Here is a 16,374-nt window from a genome sequence, read left to right as displayed (position 1 = left end):
AGTGAGAAATTAAAGCTGCTAGGACAAGCCTTAAGCTGGCGTTCGCGCAGAAGAAAGGACGGCGCATGGTTGAGAACGACGCTACCCGCGACGACTACGAAGACAAATACCTAGGCGGCGGAGAAGATGACCTCACCGAACGTTTAGCCGATATTGACGACGAAACCGCAGAAGCGCGTGCGCAGGCTCTTCTGGAAGGACTCGACGACTATGACCTTGATGAAGAAGACCGTGCCCTTCTTGGCGCTTGGGGCTTCGACTTTGACGAAGAAGACGAACAATTCGCCGATCCTGTAGTAGCTATCGTGGGGCGCCCCAACGTGGGAAAATCCACCATTATTAACCGCATTCTGGGGCGTCGGGAAGCCGTGGTAGAAGATAAGCCGGGCGTGACTCGCGACCGCGTCTCCTATAAAGCCGAATGGGTTGGCAAACGCTTTACCCTCGTCGATACCGGCGGCTGGGAGTCCGATGCTCGTGGTATTGATGCTCAGGTAGCGGATCAGGCGGAGATTGCGGTTGAGCAGGCCGATGTTGTCATCCTCGTTGTGGACGCACGCGTGGGAATTACCGCCTCAGACGAACAGATCGTGCGTATGCTTCGCCGTGTCAAGAAGCCCATCATTCTGATGGCAAATAAGATCGACGATTCCCACTTGGAACCGGAAATTTACAGCCTGTGGTCGCTGGGCATGGGACAGCCCTTCCCGGTTTCGGGTTTGCACGGTCGTGGCCTGGCGGATGCCCTCGACGAGCTTCTAGAGGTTATGCCCGAACACTCCCAGTACGCGCAGCCCGAGGCTCCGGGCGGACCTCGCCGTGTGGCACTTATCGGCCGCCCCAACGTGGGTAAATCCTCGCTGCTGAACAAACTAGCGGGTTCCGAACGCGCCGTCGTGAACGATCTCGCGGGTACTACACGCGACCCTATTGATGAGGTTATTGAGTTGGGCGGCTACCCGTGGCGATTCATCGATACGGCGGGCATTCGCCGTCGCCAGCATATGGCGAAAGGCGCCGAATTTTATTCCTCACTCCGCACCCAGACAGCCCTGGAACGCTCCGAAGTCGCAGTCGTACTTCTGGATGTTTCTGAACCGCTGAGCGAGCAGGATGTGCGCATCATTCAGACCACGATCGACTCCGGTCGCGCCATGGTGCTGGCTTTCAACAAATGGGATACCCTCGATGAGGAACGCCGCGACATGCTCGAACGCGAAATTGACCGCGACCTGGCACATGTGAAATGGGCTCCGCGCGTGAATATCTCGGCAAAAACCGGATGGCATAAAGATAAGCTGGTTCCCGCCCTGGAACGCTCGCTGGAATCCTGGGATTCGCGTATCCCAACCGGGCGACTGAACGCTTTCTTAGGCGAATTGGCGGCGGCCCATCCCCATCCGCTGCGTGGCGGTAAGCAGCCGCGCATCCTGTTCGGTACACAGGTGTCTTCACGCCCGCCGAAGTTTGTGCTCTTTACAACCGGGTTTTTAGACCCGGGGTATCGGCGTTTTATCACGCGCCGCCTGCGTGAAACCTTTGAGTTCACAGGTACGCCGATCGAAATTTCGATGCGCGTACGCGAACGCCGCTCTCTCGGGGACCGTCAGGGAAGCAAAGCGAAAAAGGGCGGCAAGGGCTCACGCAAACGCTAACGTGCTACCCAAACGTGAACGAGCATAACTACCCCACCCTTTGTATCTTTGGTGGGGTGCTTATGCTTCCCTTGGCTAATTCGTCGCGCTCATCTAAAACGGTACGTTTGCGAGTAACTGGGCGCGTTGCTCAGCTGTCATTTTGTCTACCCGCGCATAAGGAAGCCACCGGAAATTTTTGATCCCGGTCTTCCGGAAAATACTTTGTTTGAAAATTCTGACGGCGGGCGCTCGCATGATGTATTTGTATATGGGCAAGGGCATACCGAGCGGGGTTACAAGAACGATTTCGGTATCGTGATTCAGCGTAGTGACAAGCCGGTATTCGCTAGGCTGTGTGTACAGCAGATCTTTGGCGTAGACTTTATCGATAAAGCCCTTGGTCATGGCGGGCATAGAATCCCACCAGATAGGGAAGATAAAGATCAAGCGATCTGCGGATTTTACACGCGCCTGATAGTCCGCTATCTGGTTAGTGATGGGATTACCACGACGCCAGTTAGCAAGGTCTTCTGCTCGCATGACCGGGTCGAAACCGTCGGCATGTAGATCAAGAAGATCGACCTCGTTGCCGCGTGCCTCAAGTTTATCGGTTATATTCTTGCATAGGGCAGCGCAAAAAGACCGCTGATGGGGGATATTACGCCAAGCCTCGGCAGTGTAGGGATGATCGAAAATAATGAGGTTTTTCATGATGCCCTCTCTAAAAATCTGTAGCGTCTGTGAAGAGTCAGTGTGTTTTAACACTGTCATCGCAGTAGCCCATATGCAAGCAGGGCTTTGGCAGGAATCCAAGCATTCTGAAGAGACGCTATGTTCTCAAAGTTCCCTTAGTCGTCTGCGTGGAATATATATTGAGCGGCAGCGAAAAATCCAGTATTTTCGCGTTTTCTAAGTTGCACGGGGTGAGAACCTGGGGTATAGTTATTCGAGTGTTCGCAGGGATTTCCTGGAAACACGGTACATAATAGTGTGATGTACATCGGGTTGTGGCGCAGCTTGGTAGCGCACTTGACTGGGGGTCAAGGGGTCGCAGGTTCAAATCCTGTCAACCCGACGCAGAAGACGCTCTAATCGGTAAAACTATCGATTGGAGCGTTTTTATTATTGGGTTTATCGTATATCGCTGTTTTCTGTCTACAACGCCGTTTTTTGTTAAGCTCTGCCGTGGTACGGGTAATCCCCGTCTTGGTTATTGAGCTGCTACTCTCGTATTTTTTTACCGCATCTGAACATTCTTTAGATCTGTGAGGGCGATGTCGCTGCAAGCTCCTTCTTGGATAGATTATTTCGCGAATCAATATCGTTTTTTCTCTCGATTCGTATGCTTTGCGTATTATGGCTTTCACTAGGCAAGAATACGCTTTAGGTGAAAGTACAACTATGATGTTCCTGTCTTTGAGTGGGAATACTTGCGAATTATTCTGTCGATAGTGGTATATTTTGGAGTGGATGAGGTGTCTACAGCTGGTCTGCCAAGGTAAATTCCTTGACACTACAAAGAGGTACTGGTAGCGCAGTGTGGAAGCAACATCCGCACACACTGGCTTTCATGGCCAAAAACCACAGAATCGCAACCGTGGATCTTGGGTAAAAGTTCATGAACCCACGTTAATCCACATTAGCGGTACGCAGTGACCACTAAGAACCGCGTATGTCGCGGAAAGGAAAAACCATGTGGCAGCAGGTATATGACCCGCTCAATTCCACTATGCTCTCAGCACTAGTAGCGGTAATCCCCATTGTCTTCTTCCTCCTTGGACTAACCATTCTCAAACTCAGCGGTATCAAAGCGGCGATTATTTCTCTCGCACTCGCACTCGGTATCGGAATCTTCGTATTTGGGCTGCCACCCGGCGCTGGAGCGGGCTCAATCCTTTATGGTTTCTTGGCTGGCCTATGGCCTATCGGCTGGATCGTGCTCATGGCGGTGTGGCTATACCGCATTACAGTGCGTTCCGGTCACTTCGACATTGTTCGCTCCTCTATCTCGGCCATCTCCACTGACCAGCGTATCCAGATGCTGCTGATCGCATTCTGCTTCGGTGGATTTCTTGAAGGCGCGGCAGGGTTCGGTATTCCGATCGCAATTTGTGCGGCTTTGCTGGTCAGCCTCGGGTTTAACCCGCTCAAGGCCGCAATGTTCGCGCTGGTTGCTAACGTTTCTTCCGGTGCATACGGTGCTATCGGTATTCCGGTCAGCACCGGCGCCGAAAAAGGCAGTATTCCTCTGGCCGAATTATCGGCAAATATGGTTCCTGTGTTGCAGATTTTTGCGATGCTTATCCCAGTGCTCATGGTCGTTATCCAAGACGGGATACGCGGGTTACGCGAAACCGGCTTGGTGGCTCTGATAGTTGGTGCCGTTTACTCTGGCGGACAATCCCTTCTGCTACTGACCTTGGGAAACCCTGAGCTGGTTGATATTATTCCGCCGCTTCTATCATTGATCGTTTTGGCTCTCATCATGCGCGCATGGCAACCCAAGCATATTTTCCGTGAGCCTACCGCTCCCTCCCTGGAGGAAGTGCAAGCACAAGGCGAGACCAAGCATACCTCCGGTGAAATATTCAAGGCTTGGAGCCCATTCATCTACCTGTCCGTCGCAATTCTGCTCTGGTCTACGGTCCTAAAACCGGTATTCGCTAAAGCAGCTAAAGCAGGGGAGAGCGATGGCCCCCTAGGTTTCACTAATATCCTTGTCAATGTTCCTGGTATTCATGGGGCGATCGAGCAGGTGGCTCCTATTGCTAAAAACCCGACCCCTGTGAAAGCCGTCTTCACCTGGAATATTCTGGGAGCCTCGGGTACCGCTATCCTTGTGGCTGTTATTATTACCGTGCTGTTCTCCTCTATCAGCTGGAAGGCCGCTTTCGAAGAGCTGGGCGGTGCTTGGAAACAGCTACAGACGCCCATCATTATGATCTGCCTTGTGATGTCAGTTGCTAACGTGATGAACTATGCGGGTATGATCTCTTCCATCGCACTGGCCGTTGCGACGGTAGGGACGTTCTTCCCACTCTTCTCGCCGATTATCGGCTGGATCGGTGTGTTTGTGACCGGTTCGGTGGTTAACAACAATATTCTCTTCGCGGGTCTGCAATCGACTACCGCTCACCAGATCAGCGTGAACCCAACCCTGCTGGTGGCATCAAATACCGCCGGTGGTGTGATGGCGAAGATCGTCTCGCCGCAGTCTATCGCTATTGCGGCCGCAGCTGTGGAAAGCTCTGGGCAGGAGTCGAAGATCACCTCAATGGCGATCAAGTACAGTGCTATTTTGCTGGTGCTGACCTGCGTGTGGGTATACCTGCTGTCGCTCGTCGTCCACTAGCACATACCCCCCGAATGCGTCAGTCTTGTGCCTCGAACGAGGTATGAGCTGGCGTATTCTGTATGTAGGTGGGAGGAGGTTCCTCTTGTTTATCCTTGAGCCTTGGCTGTCTTACGGATTATGACGATGAGATAGTAGAATTGGTGCTTGATTTACCGACTACCTTCGAGAAAGAGGAAATAGCAATGTCTACCTTGGCAAGCGTCGTCACGGTCTTCGCATTCGTGTCCATCGCTATTCACGTGTATATCTGGATTCTTGAGACTTTCCTGTGGACTAAACCTCGGGGTCGGAATACCTTCGGTACCACGGAAGAATTTGCCGAAGCCTCCAAAGAAATGGCTGCAAATCAAGGGCTCTACAATCTCATGCTGGCCTGGATTGCAGCAACCGGCCTGTTAGCGTTCTGGGTTGGTGGTCTGCCTCAAGTTGGCATCGCCCTCATGTTTGCCGGTCTAGGTTCGATGGCCGTCGCGGGAATTTATCTCTTCTCGACCTCACCGGATAAGCGTAAACCTGCGCTTATCCAGTGTGTGCCGCCAATCCTATCTCTCATATTGCTTTTCACGATGGTGTCATAACGCAGGGCTTTAAAAACAAGACCCAACTAGCCACACAGTAGAGGTTTCTGCTTTCGCCTTTCAGCAGGCGAGGCAGGAATCTCTTCGTTTTAACCAAAACCCTTTATATCTATGAGCCCCGGCGCAGTTCTCCTTCGGGAGTGAATAATCCTGATGATCCACGCCGGTGTGAGTCCAGTAGGTGCGCATCCACCATACCAACGGCACTCATTAAGGCGTAACAGCTGGTTGGACCCAAAAATTTGCCTCCGAGCTTCTTGAATGCTTTCGACATAGCTGCAGAGACATCATTTTGCGTAGGAACCTCCTCAAGAGTTTTCGGAGTAATAGTGCTTTCGGGAAGGAAAGACCAGATAAAAGCGGGTAAACCAGGTTCAACCCATAACCCGTTTGGGAGGTAAAATCCTGCTAATGACTCGTCTCCAGCAGCTGCACGCTCGCGTAGGTCAAGAGTTAGGCGCGCATTTGAGATAGTGGCACGAATCTTGAGGTTATTCCGAATGATACGTTTATCGTGGAGCAATCGTTCAACATCATCGTCTGTAAATGCTGCAAGCTTTTCAGGAAGAAAGTTGGCAAAGACTTCCCGAAACACTGGCCTTTTGACTAAGACCGTATACCATGAAAGACCGGCCTGAAACCCTTCGAGACAAACCCGTTCAAGCACCCCGGTTTCATGGGTGATAGGTATGCCCCACTCCTTATCGTAGTAGTCGCGTTCAAGATCATGACGTACCCAAGCAGGATATTTTCGGTCTGCGCTCGTTTCGACTTTGCCAGAAGCGACAGCGTTCGCAGAATCATCTGACGACATGGCTACCTCCTAATATCGTAAATATGTACTAGTATAGTATATAGAGATTCAGTTGGAAGGCAAATATAGAATATTATTTCGATAAAATAGTCGAGAGCCTAAAAGAGTCGACCCTCGCGAATTTCTGCAGGTTCTTCGAGGTCGAGAAGGAACTGTTTGCGGTCGAGCCCGCCTGCGTAGCCGGTGAGCTTGCCATTAGACCCCAAAACGCGATGGCAAGGGATGATGATTGAAATTTTATTGTGCCCAACAGCTTGTCCGACCGCCTGTGCGGGTGCGCCTGGTCCCACGGCATGTGAGATGGTTCCGTAGGTTGTGGTGTATCCGTAGGGGACTGAACATAAATATTCCCATACCATGAGCTGAAAATCTGTTCCCTCAGGCGCTAAAGGAATTGTGAAGGTTGTACGTTTGCCGGCGAAATACTCCTGCAGTTCGCGAGTGGTGTGCTTAAGGATGCTCGCTGCAGGCGCTGGCTCGCTGTTTGCAGCGATTGCCGAGGGGTCTGGAATAAACTCACCGAGCTCGTCTGGTATAGGAAAATGTGTCTGTTCCTCATACCAAAGCCCGGTAAGAGCTTTGGTGCTTGCTGCAAGATAAAGGCGTCCTACTGGGCTGTCGATGAGGCTGTGCCAGCGTTTTGCTGTGTTGTTAATGAGTTCTTGTGGTGCTTTAAGTTTCTTCTCGCTCATGACAGCTCCTTTGTGTTTTTACTTCCTTAATCATAAACTCTGCCGCGAAAACATGACGTAGAAAAACTTTACATTGCATATTATTGTATGAAAATATGATATAAAATACATAGTTGTTTTTAAATTTTTTAGTTATTTTGGGTAAAATAAAACTTACATACTCACTCTTTCACTCATATGTTCGGGACCCAAAGATGACTTCCTTGACTTACCCGCAAAAAACTGTGGGCGCGCATACCGTACATTCGGTGCCAAACCTAGATTACTGGCGTAATTTAGTTCTTGACTATCTTGATGATAGTGATGACATAAATCTTTATTTCGCTGCGCAAAAACTCAACGTTTTAGCACCTGAAGACCCGGTAGGTTTATATGGACTAGCTTGCGCTCAACGGTATAGAGGGGAACTTAATACCGCATATTTTAATGTTATCCAAGCACGTCGACGATTGGCATACAATTCCGGGTTTCCCGTAACCTACGAGGAAGCTCTAGAACTTGAAGCAGCTATTGCCGTCGATCTGGGACATATTGCAACTGCGATCGATCGTTATGGGGAACTCATTGAGTTGAACCCCTTAGAACCTAACTATGTATCGGCTCGCGCAAAGTTATTCGATACCGCTGAGAACATGACGGTTAGCGCGCATAAGCGACGGCAGGGACAGGACGATTCCTCTCTGGCTGATGCGCAGACCAGCCTGTTTTTGCGCGCTGCTGAGGCACACGCAATTGAGCTTGAGGGTAAGCCGGTTTTCGTTTCCTACGAAGCCGCTCTTGAAGCATCCAAGGCACTAAGGCGCATTCAGGATATTCAGCGGGCACCGCAAAACCTCAGAATGCGATATACCGAATTGCAATCCGCTGTTACCTATGCTCTCCGTAGAAATTTTGTGCGTTACCAATGGTGGCAATTTTGTCTTTACGTTCTGTGCGGAATGACTCTGCCAGGATCGGTCATGAACAATATTGCAAAAGATATTGCAGAAAAGGGGAGCGCCGGAGTTTTCTCTGGAATATTCACGAGTATTATGATGATTTCTCTCTTTATTCTTGTGGGACTTTATTTTTTCTACCCCGTAGGGCATAAATACAATGCTCGTCGCGTGCGTAAACGTGATGCAAAACTACGTGCAGAGATGCTTGAAGAACCTGAGGGCATCTCTAGTTAACCCTGCGAATCCTGCGATGATAGACTCGTATCCCGTACACTTTCCTGCATATCGTACGCTTTTACCCTACGAAGATGCAGGAAGTGTACGGGATATTTCTATCCTTAGATTATTTAGCTTTAACTAGTGCAGATTGTGAACGCATTATCGCAACGGTTGCCCCGAACGAGGTTCCTATGCTTCGTACTTGGCTAAGTAGAGTTGTCTCTTAAAATCCAAACGGTATACCTTATATCCAGTGGCTTAACTACTCGACAGCATAGTTTGTCAATGTATTAGGGGACTCTGCCTCCCAAATTGCCAGCGTCTAGGATAATCATCAATATCAAGTGCGATGGTGCCGGAGTTGAACTCTGTCAAGATTTCAGGTGCACTGTGCGATGACGTGAAAACCTATTGGAGGGGTCTGTTATGGAATCGATGCGCCAGATGATGACGGTGCTCCAGTGCGCGATTCCTGATGTGGGCGTGTGGTGGCCAGCCGAAACAAAGTTCGAGATCCTGGTAGGCGCAGTATTGGTGCAAAATACCACGTGGACGAACACCGAAACCGCATTGGCAAACCTGCGTACCCTCAACCTCCTCACTCCTGAAACACTTGCTGCAGCTGATTCGGCTGTGGTGCAAGACGCGATCCGACCCTCAGGATATTGGCGCACTAAAACCGTCTATCTGCAAACCGTCACCGATTGGTTCCTCACTACTGATACCCTTGCTGAATCCATGGGTGATGCACAGTTGAGGGCTTCGCTGCTAGGGGTGAAGGGCGTAGGCGAGGAAACCGCTGACGATATTTTGCTGTATGCCTATCACCGAGGTGTGTTTATTTACGATGCTTATGCGCGCAGGCTTCTCGCAGCGGCTGGATGGGGAGATTACACCACCTATGCGCAAGCACGTAAAGCGTGCGATGAACGCATCCGTTCTGAAGTATTGAGCGTTGAAGAGTATGCACTGTTACATGGGCTAATCGTCCAAGCAGGCAAAGCGGCCCGAACCGCGGGAGGATGGCAAACCTATTGGCCTGCTATTGCTGGTAACTAAGGTTGTTCTCATACCTGATATAGACACGTGCTGTAATTACCCCGTACATTTTCCTGCAATTTCGTAGGGTAGAAGCGTACGATATGCGGCGAAATGTACGGGATGCAGTAAAAATATAAAACCCGCACTCTTTTGCATGTCTCGAACAGCGATGCTGTGCGTTTTACGCAAAAGAGTGCGGACTTTATGTACGAAGAAAATCCTTAGGAAGTCGGCACGTCCTCATCCACCCAGTCGAGGGTGCGTGCCACGGCTTTCTTCCAGAGGCGGTACTGGCGGTCTACCTCGGACTGCTCCATGGCAGGTAGCCACCGCTTATCCTCAGCCCAGTTTTCAACGACGTCTTTCTCGCCGTCCCAGAAACCAACCGCAATACCGGCTGCGTAGGCGGCACCCAACGCAGTAGTCTCAATAACCTTCGGACGGATCACCGGAACCCCAAGAATATCTGCCTGGAACTGCATCAGGAACTCGTTCGCGGTCATACCGCCATCCACACGCAGCTCGGAAAGCTTCACGCCGGAATCGGCGTTCATCGCGTCCAGCACCTCGCGGGTCTGGAAAGCGGTTGCCTCCAACGCCGCGCGCACAATATGCGCCTTGTTTACATAGCGGGTTAAGCCCACGATCACGCCGCGCGCATCCGAACGCCAGTGCGGTGCAAACAGGCCCGAGAATGCAGGAACCACATAGCAGCCACCCGAATCCTCAACCGAAGTTGCTAGTGCTTCAGAATCGGAGGCGTTGGTGAGCATGCCCAGGTTATCGCGGAGCCACTGAATTAGCGAACCGCTCATCGCAACCGAACCCTCTAGGGCATAAACGGGGTCAGCGTCACCAATCTTGTACGCCACGGTCGTAAGAAGGCCGTTATCTGAGAACACGGGCTCATTTCCGGTGTTCATCAGCATGAAGTTACCGGTGCCGTAGGTGTTCTTCGCCATGCCCTTCTCGAAACAAGCCTGCCCGAAGGTTGCCGCCTGCTGATCGCCCAGAATACCAGCAATGGGGGTGCCGCGCATCAGACCGGTGGGGCGACCATAGCCGTAGACCTCAGATGAAGACTTGATTTCGGGGAGCATACTCATGGGAATACCCATATCGGCGGCGATCTGCGGATCCCACTCAAGAGTACGAATGTTCATGAGCAAAGTGCGGGATGCATTCGTAACGTCGGTTACATGTACACCGCCATCAACACCGCCGGTCAGGTTCCACACTACCCAGCTGTCGGTGTTGCCAAAAAGCAGATCACCACGTTCGGCACGCTCACGAGCACCGGGAACGTTATCAAGAATCCACTTAATCTTGGGTCCTGAGAAGTAGGTTGAAAGATTCAAACCCACAATGTCATGGTATTTACCCACGCCGTCATCGCCAGCGAGCTCATCAACAACTTCTTGGGTGCGAGTATCCTGCCAGACAATTGCGTTATAGACCGGCTCACCAGTGTTCTTATCCCACACCACCGTGGTCTCACGTTGATTGGTGATGCCCACTGCGGCAATCTCGTGATGGTTTACCTCACCGTTTGCCATCGCCATTGCAGTGGCTTTACGCACGTTATCCCAAATCTCAACGGGGTTGTGTTCAACCCAGCCTGCCTTGGGGAAAATCTGCTCGTGCTCAAGCTGACCCACAGAAACGATCTTGCCCGCCTTATCGAAAAGGATAGCTCGGGAACTGGTGGTGCCCTGGTCGATAGACATAATGTATTTACGTTCAACATCCAAAGTTGCCGAATGCAAGGAAGTAGTCATGAGTAACCTCACTTAAATGGTTGGGGGGGGCGCATGACCGCGCCATAACAAGGAATAATGGGTGATGCCCACTCACCAAAATATCTTTAAACCGTGTAGTGGTTTCTAAAATCCCAAGACTGCAGGCACAATCAAGCCAGCCAATACGCCACCGATGATAGGGCCCAGAATCGGAACCCAAGAATATGCCCAATTCGAGCCGCCCTTACCGCGAATAGGCAGAACAGCATGGGCCATACGAGGGCCAAGATCACGCGCAGGGTTAATAGCGTACCCGGTAGGTCCACCTAGACTCATGCCGACAGCTACTACAATAAGTGCCACGGCCAGTGGACCCAAGCCGGAAGGAGTCTGTCCGGAGGCAACAACCCAGCCAACAAGTACGAATGTACCCAGAATCTCCGTCACCAGGTTCCAACCATAAGACTTGATCGCGGGACCGGTCGCAAAGATACCCAGACGATTACCGGGCTCTTCATCAAAGTGCTTCTTGTAGGCCAAGAACGCGGCAACAGCACCTAGGAAAGCCCCAAGAATCTGCGCCACAATATAGATCGCAATGTTTTCCGGAGTTGCTGGAACACCCTTGGCCAAATCTTTACCGGCCGCCGCTAAGCCAAGGGTAACCGCCGGGTTAAGATGCGCACCCGAAGGCCCGGAAAGATAAACGGCCGCAAAAACCGCAAACCCCCAAGCGAAAGTAATGACAACCCATCCGGCGTCCTTCGCATACGATTTGGGGAGTGAGACACCGGCAACCACGCCAGCGCCCAGAAGAATCAAAATGAACGTTCCAAAGAGCTCAGAAGCAAAAAGCCCAAGATGGGTAGCAACACCATTATCTCCCACCAGCAGGCTTACCGCCTGCACAGGAATGGTTGCAGCCAAGAGAGACATATTTTTCCTTTCGTCGCCGTACAAGATATCCGCACTAGGGCACGTTACCGGGTAGCCCGGTCGTGCCATTGCGGATGCGCCATGACGGTGCGTTTGTGAGGTAGAGGAATCTCACGGAATACAACATATCGTAGGATTCCAAAATTATGGGTGGTGTGCCTGCTGGAAAAATACTAAATCAAACAGGCATACCATGCAGGATACGGCAACTATAAATGCCGTATCCTGCGGCAGTATTGAGCGAAACTCTGAGCTTCGCACAAGTTTTAGTGGTGCTGCACGTTGAGCTTCCTGCGGGGAGCCACCGGGTCTACAGCCACAATCTTGGCAGACGCCTCAGCATCGGTAGAAGTGGACTCTGCCTCGCGAATAGCTTTCACCCGTTCGGTGTAGAGTGCAAGTTCGCGCGCGACCTTCGCATCATCCCAGTTGAGTTCGGATCGCATAATCTCAAGGATCTCAGGGGCCGCAGCCAACCCGCGATCACGTTGTTCAAGGTCAAGACGCACGCGGCGAACCAGTACATCCTCGAGGTGCAGGACACCCTCGTAGCGAAGAGCGAACACGACATCGGCGCGTAAGAACTGCGGTGCATGTTTAAGAGGTTTGCCAAGATCCGGATCAGCATCAATAAGCGCACCAAGATCTTCAATCTGCGCGCCATAGCGTTCCAGCAGATGGGTAATACGGTCTTCATCCCAACCATAGCGTTGCGCGTAACGGTCACGGCCCGCCTCAATAGCGCGATACCCCTCGGCACCCACCAGCGCGATTGTTTCCGTCACCGACGGACGTTCCTGCGCACGATCACCGAGTGCAAAATCAACCGCATCCGCTGCCATTACGCGGTAGGTAGTCAGCTTGCCGCCAGCAATGGCACTCATACCGGGGGCAACCTCCGTGACAGTATGTTCACGAGACACCTTGGTGGACTGTGCACCATCACCCTTAACCTTCGGCTGCAAGAGGGGGCGCAGCCCCGAATAGGTACCGATGATGTCGTCGTGGGTCAGCGGATTAGCAATCAGCTTATTCGCCTGCTCCAGCACATAATCAATATCCTGACGCGTTGCCACAGGGCGCTCGCGATCCTCGGTATACGGGGTATCGGTCGTACCAATAATCCAGTAGCGCTGCCACGGGATAATGAAAAGCACTGATTTTTCGGTCTTCGTGAAAATACCGCTAGTAGCCTGGATACGATCACGCGGCACGACAATGTGAATACCCTTAGAAGCAAGCACTTCAAGGCCGGCATCCGGGTTTGCCAGAGATTCGGATTCTTCGGTCCAGACCCCGGTGGCGTTAATAATGTGCTTGGCTTTGACCGTGAGTTCCTGTCCGCTTTCAAGATCGGCCAGTCGCGCACCTACCACCTTGCCAGAGGTGTCTTTATCAATACCCACCACCTGGGTACGTGAGGCAGCCAGGGCACCATAACCGCTGGCGGTGCGAACAACATCAACGACCAAGCGGGCATCATCTACACGGGCATCGTAGAACTGAATAGCGCCGGTAAAAGCGGAGTCTTTGATATCTGGGAAGACTGTTTTGGTGCCTTTTTTTGTAAAGTGACGCTGCGAAGGAACTCCCTTTTTACCACGCGAACCGATATATGCGAGAGCATCGTACATGCCAATACCGATAGCGGAATAGGAGCGCTCAATGACCGGCGTCTTCAATGGCCACAAAAAAGGCTGCGCGTGCACAAGATGAGGTGCAATTTTTTCGAGCAACAGTCCGCGTTCCTTGAGAGCCTCGGTTACGAGTTTGAAATCTAGGTTATAGAGGTAACGTAGGCCACCGTGAATAAGTTTTGAGGACCAAGCGCTGGTGCCCGCAGCCCAGTCTCCGGCCTCCACAATACCTGTACGTAGGCCGCGAGTCGCCGCATCAAGGGCAATACCGGCACCAGTAATGCCGCCGCCAATTACCAGAACATCAAGTTCAGTACCGCTGCTCATCTCAGCTAGGGCACGTGCACGGGATTCTGTTGTTAGGTGCGAGAGTTGCGCAAATTGTTGAGAGCTCATAGGTATCTTTCTTCTTGTGAGTATGGAGGCCGGACTACATGCCGAACCGAGGACGTATTGCTCTCAAGTAAAACTTAGTGGTGAAATAATTACCAAGTGGAGTGAACGGATTTTCACTTAAGGTTAGGAACGAATGAACGAACGACTCAGCCAAACCTATGAGGTTGCGCAGCTGTATTACATCCAAAATCTCACAATGGATACTATTGCATCCCGCCTAGGAGTTTCACGCGCAACTATCTCGCGTTTACTCAAAAATGCGCGCGAGACAGGCATGGTGCAAATTCGCCTCGACGACTCGTATAGAACCCGACATGAGCTCGAAAAACGGTTGGGGGAGCGGTACAAAGTTCGCGTTACTCTTGTGAATACCAAGCAGGACGCTACCCCAATCGCTAGGATGAGCCAGGTTGCGCGTTCTGCCGCGCAACTTCTTGATTCGCTAGTCGATAACGGCACAAGCATCGGGGTGGCCTGGGGTGCAACTCTCACAGAGGTTTCGCGGCATCTGCCTAAACGACCACTAGAGGGGGTGAGCGTGGTGCAATTAAATGGGGCAGGGAATGCGCATCATTCTGGAATACCATATTTAGGCACGCTATTGGGACGCATGGTAAGCGCTTACGATGCTTATATGATTCATTTTCCGGTGCCCGCATTCTTTGACTTTGCCGATACCAAAGCTGCGATGTGGCGCGAGCGGAGCATCCAGGCAACACTGCAGGTACAAAGCCGGGTCGATGTAGCAGTTTTCGGTATTGGCGCTTTCGGAGGGGCTATTCCCTCACATGTGTACTCTGGTGGGTACTTTGATGCGGCAGAACAGCGCTTATTGCGTGAGCAGGGAGTCGTCGGCGATATCTGTACGGTGCTTCTGCGGGAGGACGGAAGCTGGAACGACCTTGAGATTAACCGCCGAGCATCCGGACCCAGCCCCCAAGAACTTTCCCGCATTCCTCGGCGTATATGCGTAGCCTCCGGAACGCACCGTGCGGCAGCGCTAAGAGGAGCGCTGCGTACGGGCGCTATTACAGACCTGGTGCTCGACGAAAAACTCGCCCGAGCCGTGATAGAGAAATAAGTGTTTAGGTTTCTTGTTATGAGCCGAATGCTTCTTTAACGGCATGCTGAAGTGCATCACGAACCATTACTAGAGCCGGATTCTTCGCCGACTCTGTGCGGACTGCGGTAAAGATCTTGCGTGAAGGCTTACCCGGAAGATCTACTGTGCGAATACCCTTTGTGTTAGAGAGGCTTGAGAGTACGAATCCAGGCACTATAGTGGTTGCGCAGCCTGAACGCACCAGGTTTGCATTAGTGATCATATCATTTGCGCTGTACCGAATATCTGGTTCGAACCCTACAGTGCGGCACTGATTGATAGCCCACTGACGTGATGTATTCTGCTCCATCTCAAGAACCCAAGGCAATTCGTTGGCTTCTTTGAGAGATTTGATGCTGGATTCTTCGGGGACGATAAGACTCAGGGGATCCTCTACCAAAAGCTCAGAGTGCAGGTCTGGATACTCCGGGATAGGGTGGTGCGGGTAAGCCTCTGAAAGAACCATGTCGTACTCGCGGCTTCGAGTGAGCGAAGTTCCCGTCTCTGGGTCGATCTGTAGAACGTGCAGAATTAGACGCGGTGCATGTTCTTCGAGGTATTTGATAGCGCGGGGCAGAAGCGCAAAGGAAGCGGATTGGAAGATCGCCAAGCGCACGGTTCCTGCTGGTTCTCCTGCAAGGTTTGCTACTGCTGTCTGCATGCGGTCTATCTCGCGCAATATAGTACGAGCACTATCGACCATGACAAGACCGGCGTTCGTGAGCTGAACGCGCCGCCCAACACGTTGTAATAATGCTGTACCTGTATCTTTTTCGAGGTTTGCAATTTGCTGTGACACAGCAGATGGGGTCAAGCTGAGAGCATCCGCAGCAGCGATAATGGTGCCGCGTTCGTGAATCTCCAGAAGCATTTGCATACGCCGGATATCAGATACAGACATAAAGTCTCCTTAAATTAGCGCGGTCGTGGTTGGTTTAGTGGAATAAGGATGCGCTGTTCGCATAGGTCTTGCTGCCCCTCATTTTGCGGAGTACTAGGCTGCCTGATGCGGTATCTTAAACCACCTTAAGCTTTTCTTCATGGTATCGAAATAGGTACTTTCTGTGTCGCAGAAACGACGGACGCAACGATAAAGTTTTCATAAACATTTTGGGATGTCATTCTCTTGTAATAAATGAACTCTGTTCGTTTTGTCCAGTACTAAGTACTGTATTTTGATTGCAAACAAGTCTGGTTTAAAGCCGTAAATCTTTAAGGTTTAAAGTGCTTGTTGAATGTTGGATGAGGTGGGGTTGGATGGTAGTTGTTTGGCTTGTAGTGCGCTCAGGC

The 16,374-nt window shown here is 51.5% G+C and carries 13 protein-coding genes and 1 tRNA gene; 7 read left to right on the top strand and 7 right to left on the bottom strand.

Annotated features, from left to right (window positions below):
- Positions 1 to 65 precede the first annotated feature (65 nt).
- Positions 66 to 1,655 carry a ribosome biogenesis GTPase Der gene (der, locus tag HMPREF2981_RS10390; RefSeq protein WP_004004352.1) on the top strand — a complete coding sequence of 530 codons (1,590 nt, stop codon included), beginning with the start codon at positions 66 to 68 and terminating at the stop codon, positions 1,653 to 1,655.
- 93 nt (positions 1,656 to 1,748) lie between these two features.
- Here the strand turns inward: der and HMPREF2981_RS10385 are convergent, their stop codons facing one another.
- Positions 1,749 to 2,348: an NAD(P)H-dependent oxidoreductase gene (locus HMPREF2981_RS10385; protein ID WP_004004353.1), complete on the bottom strand. Its 600-nt coding sequence runs from the start codon at positions 2,346 to 2,348 to the stop codon at positions 1,749 to 1,751.
- 290 nt (positions 2,349 to 2,638) lie between these two features.
- On the opposite strand from HMPREF2981_RS10385, the gene HMPREF2981_RS10380 reads away from it, so the two are divergent.
- The 3 genes from HMPREF2981_RS10380 (at position 2,639) to HMPREF2981_RS10370 (ending at position 5,570) form a co-directional block, all read left to right on the top strand.
- Positions 2,639 to 2,712 (top strand) — tRNA-Pro (locus HMPREF2981_RS10380).
- 618 nt (positions 2,713 to 3,330) lie between these two features.
- Entirely contained in the window at positions 3,331 to 4,989 is a 1,659-nt protein-coding gene (locus tag HMPREF2981_RS10375) for an L-lactate permease (RefSeq protein WP_004004354.1), read from the top strand.
- A gap of 185 nt (positions 4,990 to 5,174) precedes the next feature.
- Complete coding sequence (locus HMPREF2981_RS10370; RefSeq protein WP_070627647.1) at positions 5,175 to 5,570, top strand: DUF1304 domain-containing protein; 396 nt, start codon at positions 5,175 to 5,177, stop codon at positions 5,568 to 5,570.
- 109 nt (positions 5,571 to 5,679) lie between these two features.
- Here HMPREF2981_RS10370 and HMPREF2981_RS10365 read toward each other — a convergent pair whose 3' ends face one another.
- Both HMPREF2981_RS10365 and HMPREF2981_RS10360 read right to left on the bottom strand, forming a co-directional pair.
- On the bottom strand, positions 5,680 to 6,384 hold the full coding sequence (locus HMPREF2981_RS10365) for a DNA-3-methyladenine glycosylase I (RefSeq protein WP_070627649.1): 705 nt from the start codon (positions 6,382 to 6,384) through the stop codon (positions 5,680 to 5,682).
- 98 nt (positions 6,385 to 6,482) lie between these two features.
- Positions 6,483 to 7,076, bottom strand: coding sequence for a methylated-DNA--[protein]-cysteine S-methyltransferase (locus HMPREF2981_RS10360; protein ID WP_048751996.1), 594 nt, complete (start codon positions 7,074 to 7,076; stop codon positions 6,483 to 6,485).
- 194 nt (positions 7,077 to 7,270) lie between these two features.
- Here HMPREF2981_RS10360 and HMPREF2981_RS10355 point away from each other — a divergent pair, with 194 nt between their 5' ends.
- A complete protein-coding gene (locus HMPREF2981_RS10355; RefSeq protein ID WP_048751995.1) occupies positions 7,271 to 8,248 on the top strand; it encodes a hypothetical protein in 978 nt (325 codons plus the stop codon).
- A 411-nt stretch (positions 8,249 to 8,659) separates the two neighbouring features.
- Positions 8,660 to 9,292, top strand: a complete 633-nt coding sequence (locus HMPREF2981_RS10350; protein WP_037230798.1) for an endonuclease III domain-containing protein — start codon at positions 8,660 to 8,662, stop codon at positions 9,290 to 9,292.
- Between the two features lie 203 nt (positions 9,293 to 9,495).
- Here the strand turns inward: HMPREF2981_RS10350 and glpK are convergent, their stop codons facing one another.
- The 3 genes from glpK to HMPREF2981_RS10335 all read right to left on the bottom strand — a co-directional run bounded on the left by glpK (position 9,496) and on the right by HMPREF2981_RS10335 (position 13,982).
- Positions 9,496 to 11,052 carry a glycerol kinase GlpK gene (gene glpK, locus HMPREF2981_RS10345; protein WP_037230800.1) on the bottom strand — a complete coding sequence of 519 codons (1,557 nt, stop codon included), beginning with the start codon at positions 11,050 to 11,052 and terminating at the stop codon, positions 9,496 to 9,498.
- A 105-nt stretch (positions 11,053 to 11,157) separates the two neighbouring features.
- Positions 11,158 to 11,949, bottom strand: a complete 792-nt coding sequence (locus HMPREF2981_RS10340) for an MIP/aquaporin family protein (RefSeq protein ID WP_037230801.1) — start codon at positions 11,947 to 11,949, stop codon at positions 11,158 to 11,160.
- A gap of 266 nt (positions 11,950 to 12,215) precedes the next feature.
- On the bottom strand, positions 12,216 to 13,982 hold the full coding sequence (locus tag HMPREF2981_RS10335) for a glycerol-3-phosphate dehydrogenase/oxidase (protein WP_004004362.1): 1,767 nt from the start codon (positions 13,980 to 13,982) through the stop codon (positions 12,216 to 12,218).
- Between the two features lie 133 nt (positions 13,983 to 14,115).
- On the opposite strand from HMPREF2981_RS10335, the gene HMPREF2981_RS10330 reads away from it, so the two are divergent.
- On the top strand, positions 14,116 to 15,063 hold the full coding sequence (locus tag HMPREF2981_RS10330; protein ID WP_004004364.1) for a sugar-binding transcriptional regulator: 948 nt from the start codon (positions 14,116 to 14,118) through the stop codon (positions 15,061 to 15,063).
- Positions 15,064 to 15,079: 16 nt separating this feature from the next.
- On the opposite strand, the gene HMPREF2981_RS10325 is transcribed toward HMPREF2981_RS10330, so the two are convergent.
- Positions 15,080 to 15,985 carry a LysR family transcriptional regulator gene (locus tag HMPREF2981_RS10325; protein WP_004004365.1) on the bottom strand — a complete coding sequence of 302 codons (906 nt, stop codon included), beginning with the start codon at positions 15,983 to 15,985 and terminating at the stop codon, positions 15,080 to 15,082.
- Positions 15,986 to 16,374: the final 389 nt, after the last annotated feature.

This window comes from Rothia sp. HMSC069C01, from assembly GCF_001814655.1.
In the GTDB taxonomy this organism is placed as follows: Bacteria; Actinomycetota; Actinomycetes; order Actinomycetales; family Micrococcaceae; genus Rothia; species Rothia dentocariosa.
This window is presented reverse-complemented; position numbering and strand designations above follow the sequence as displayed.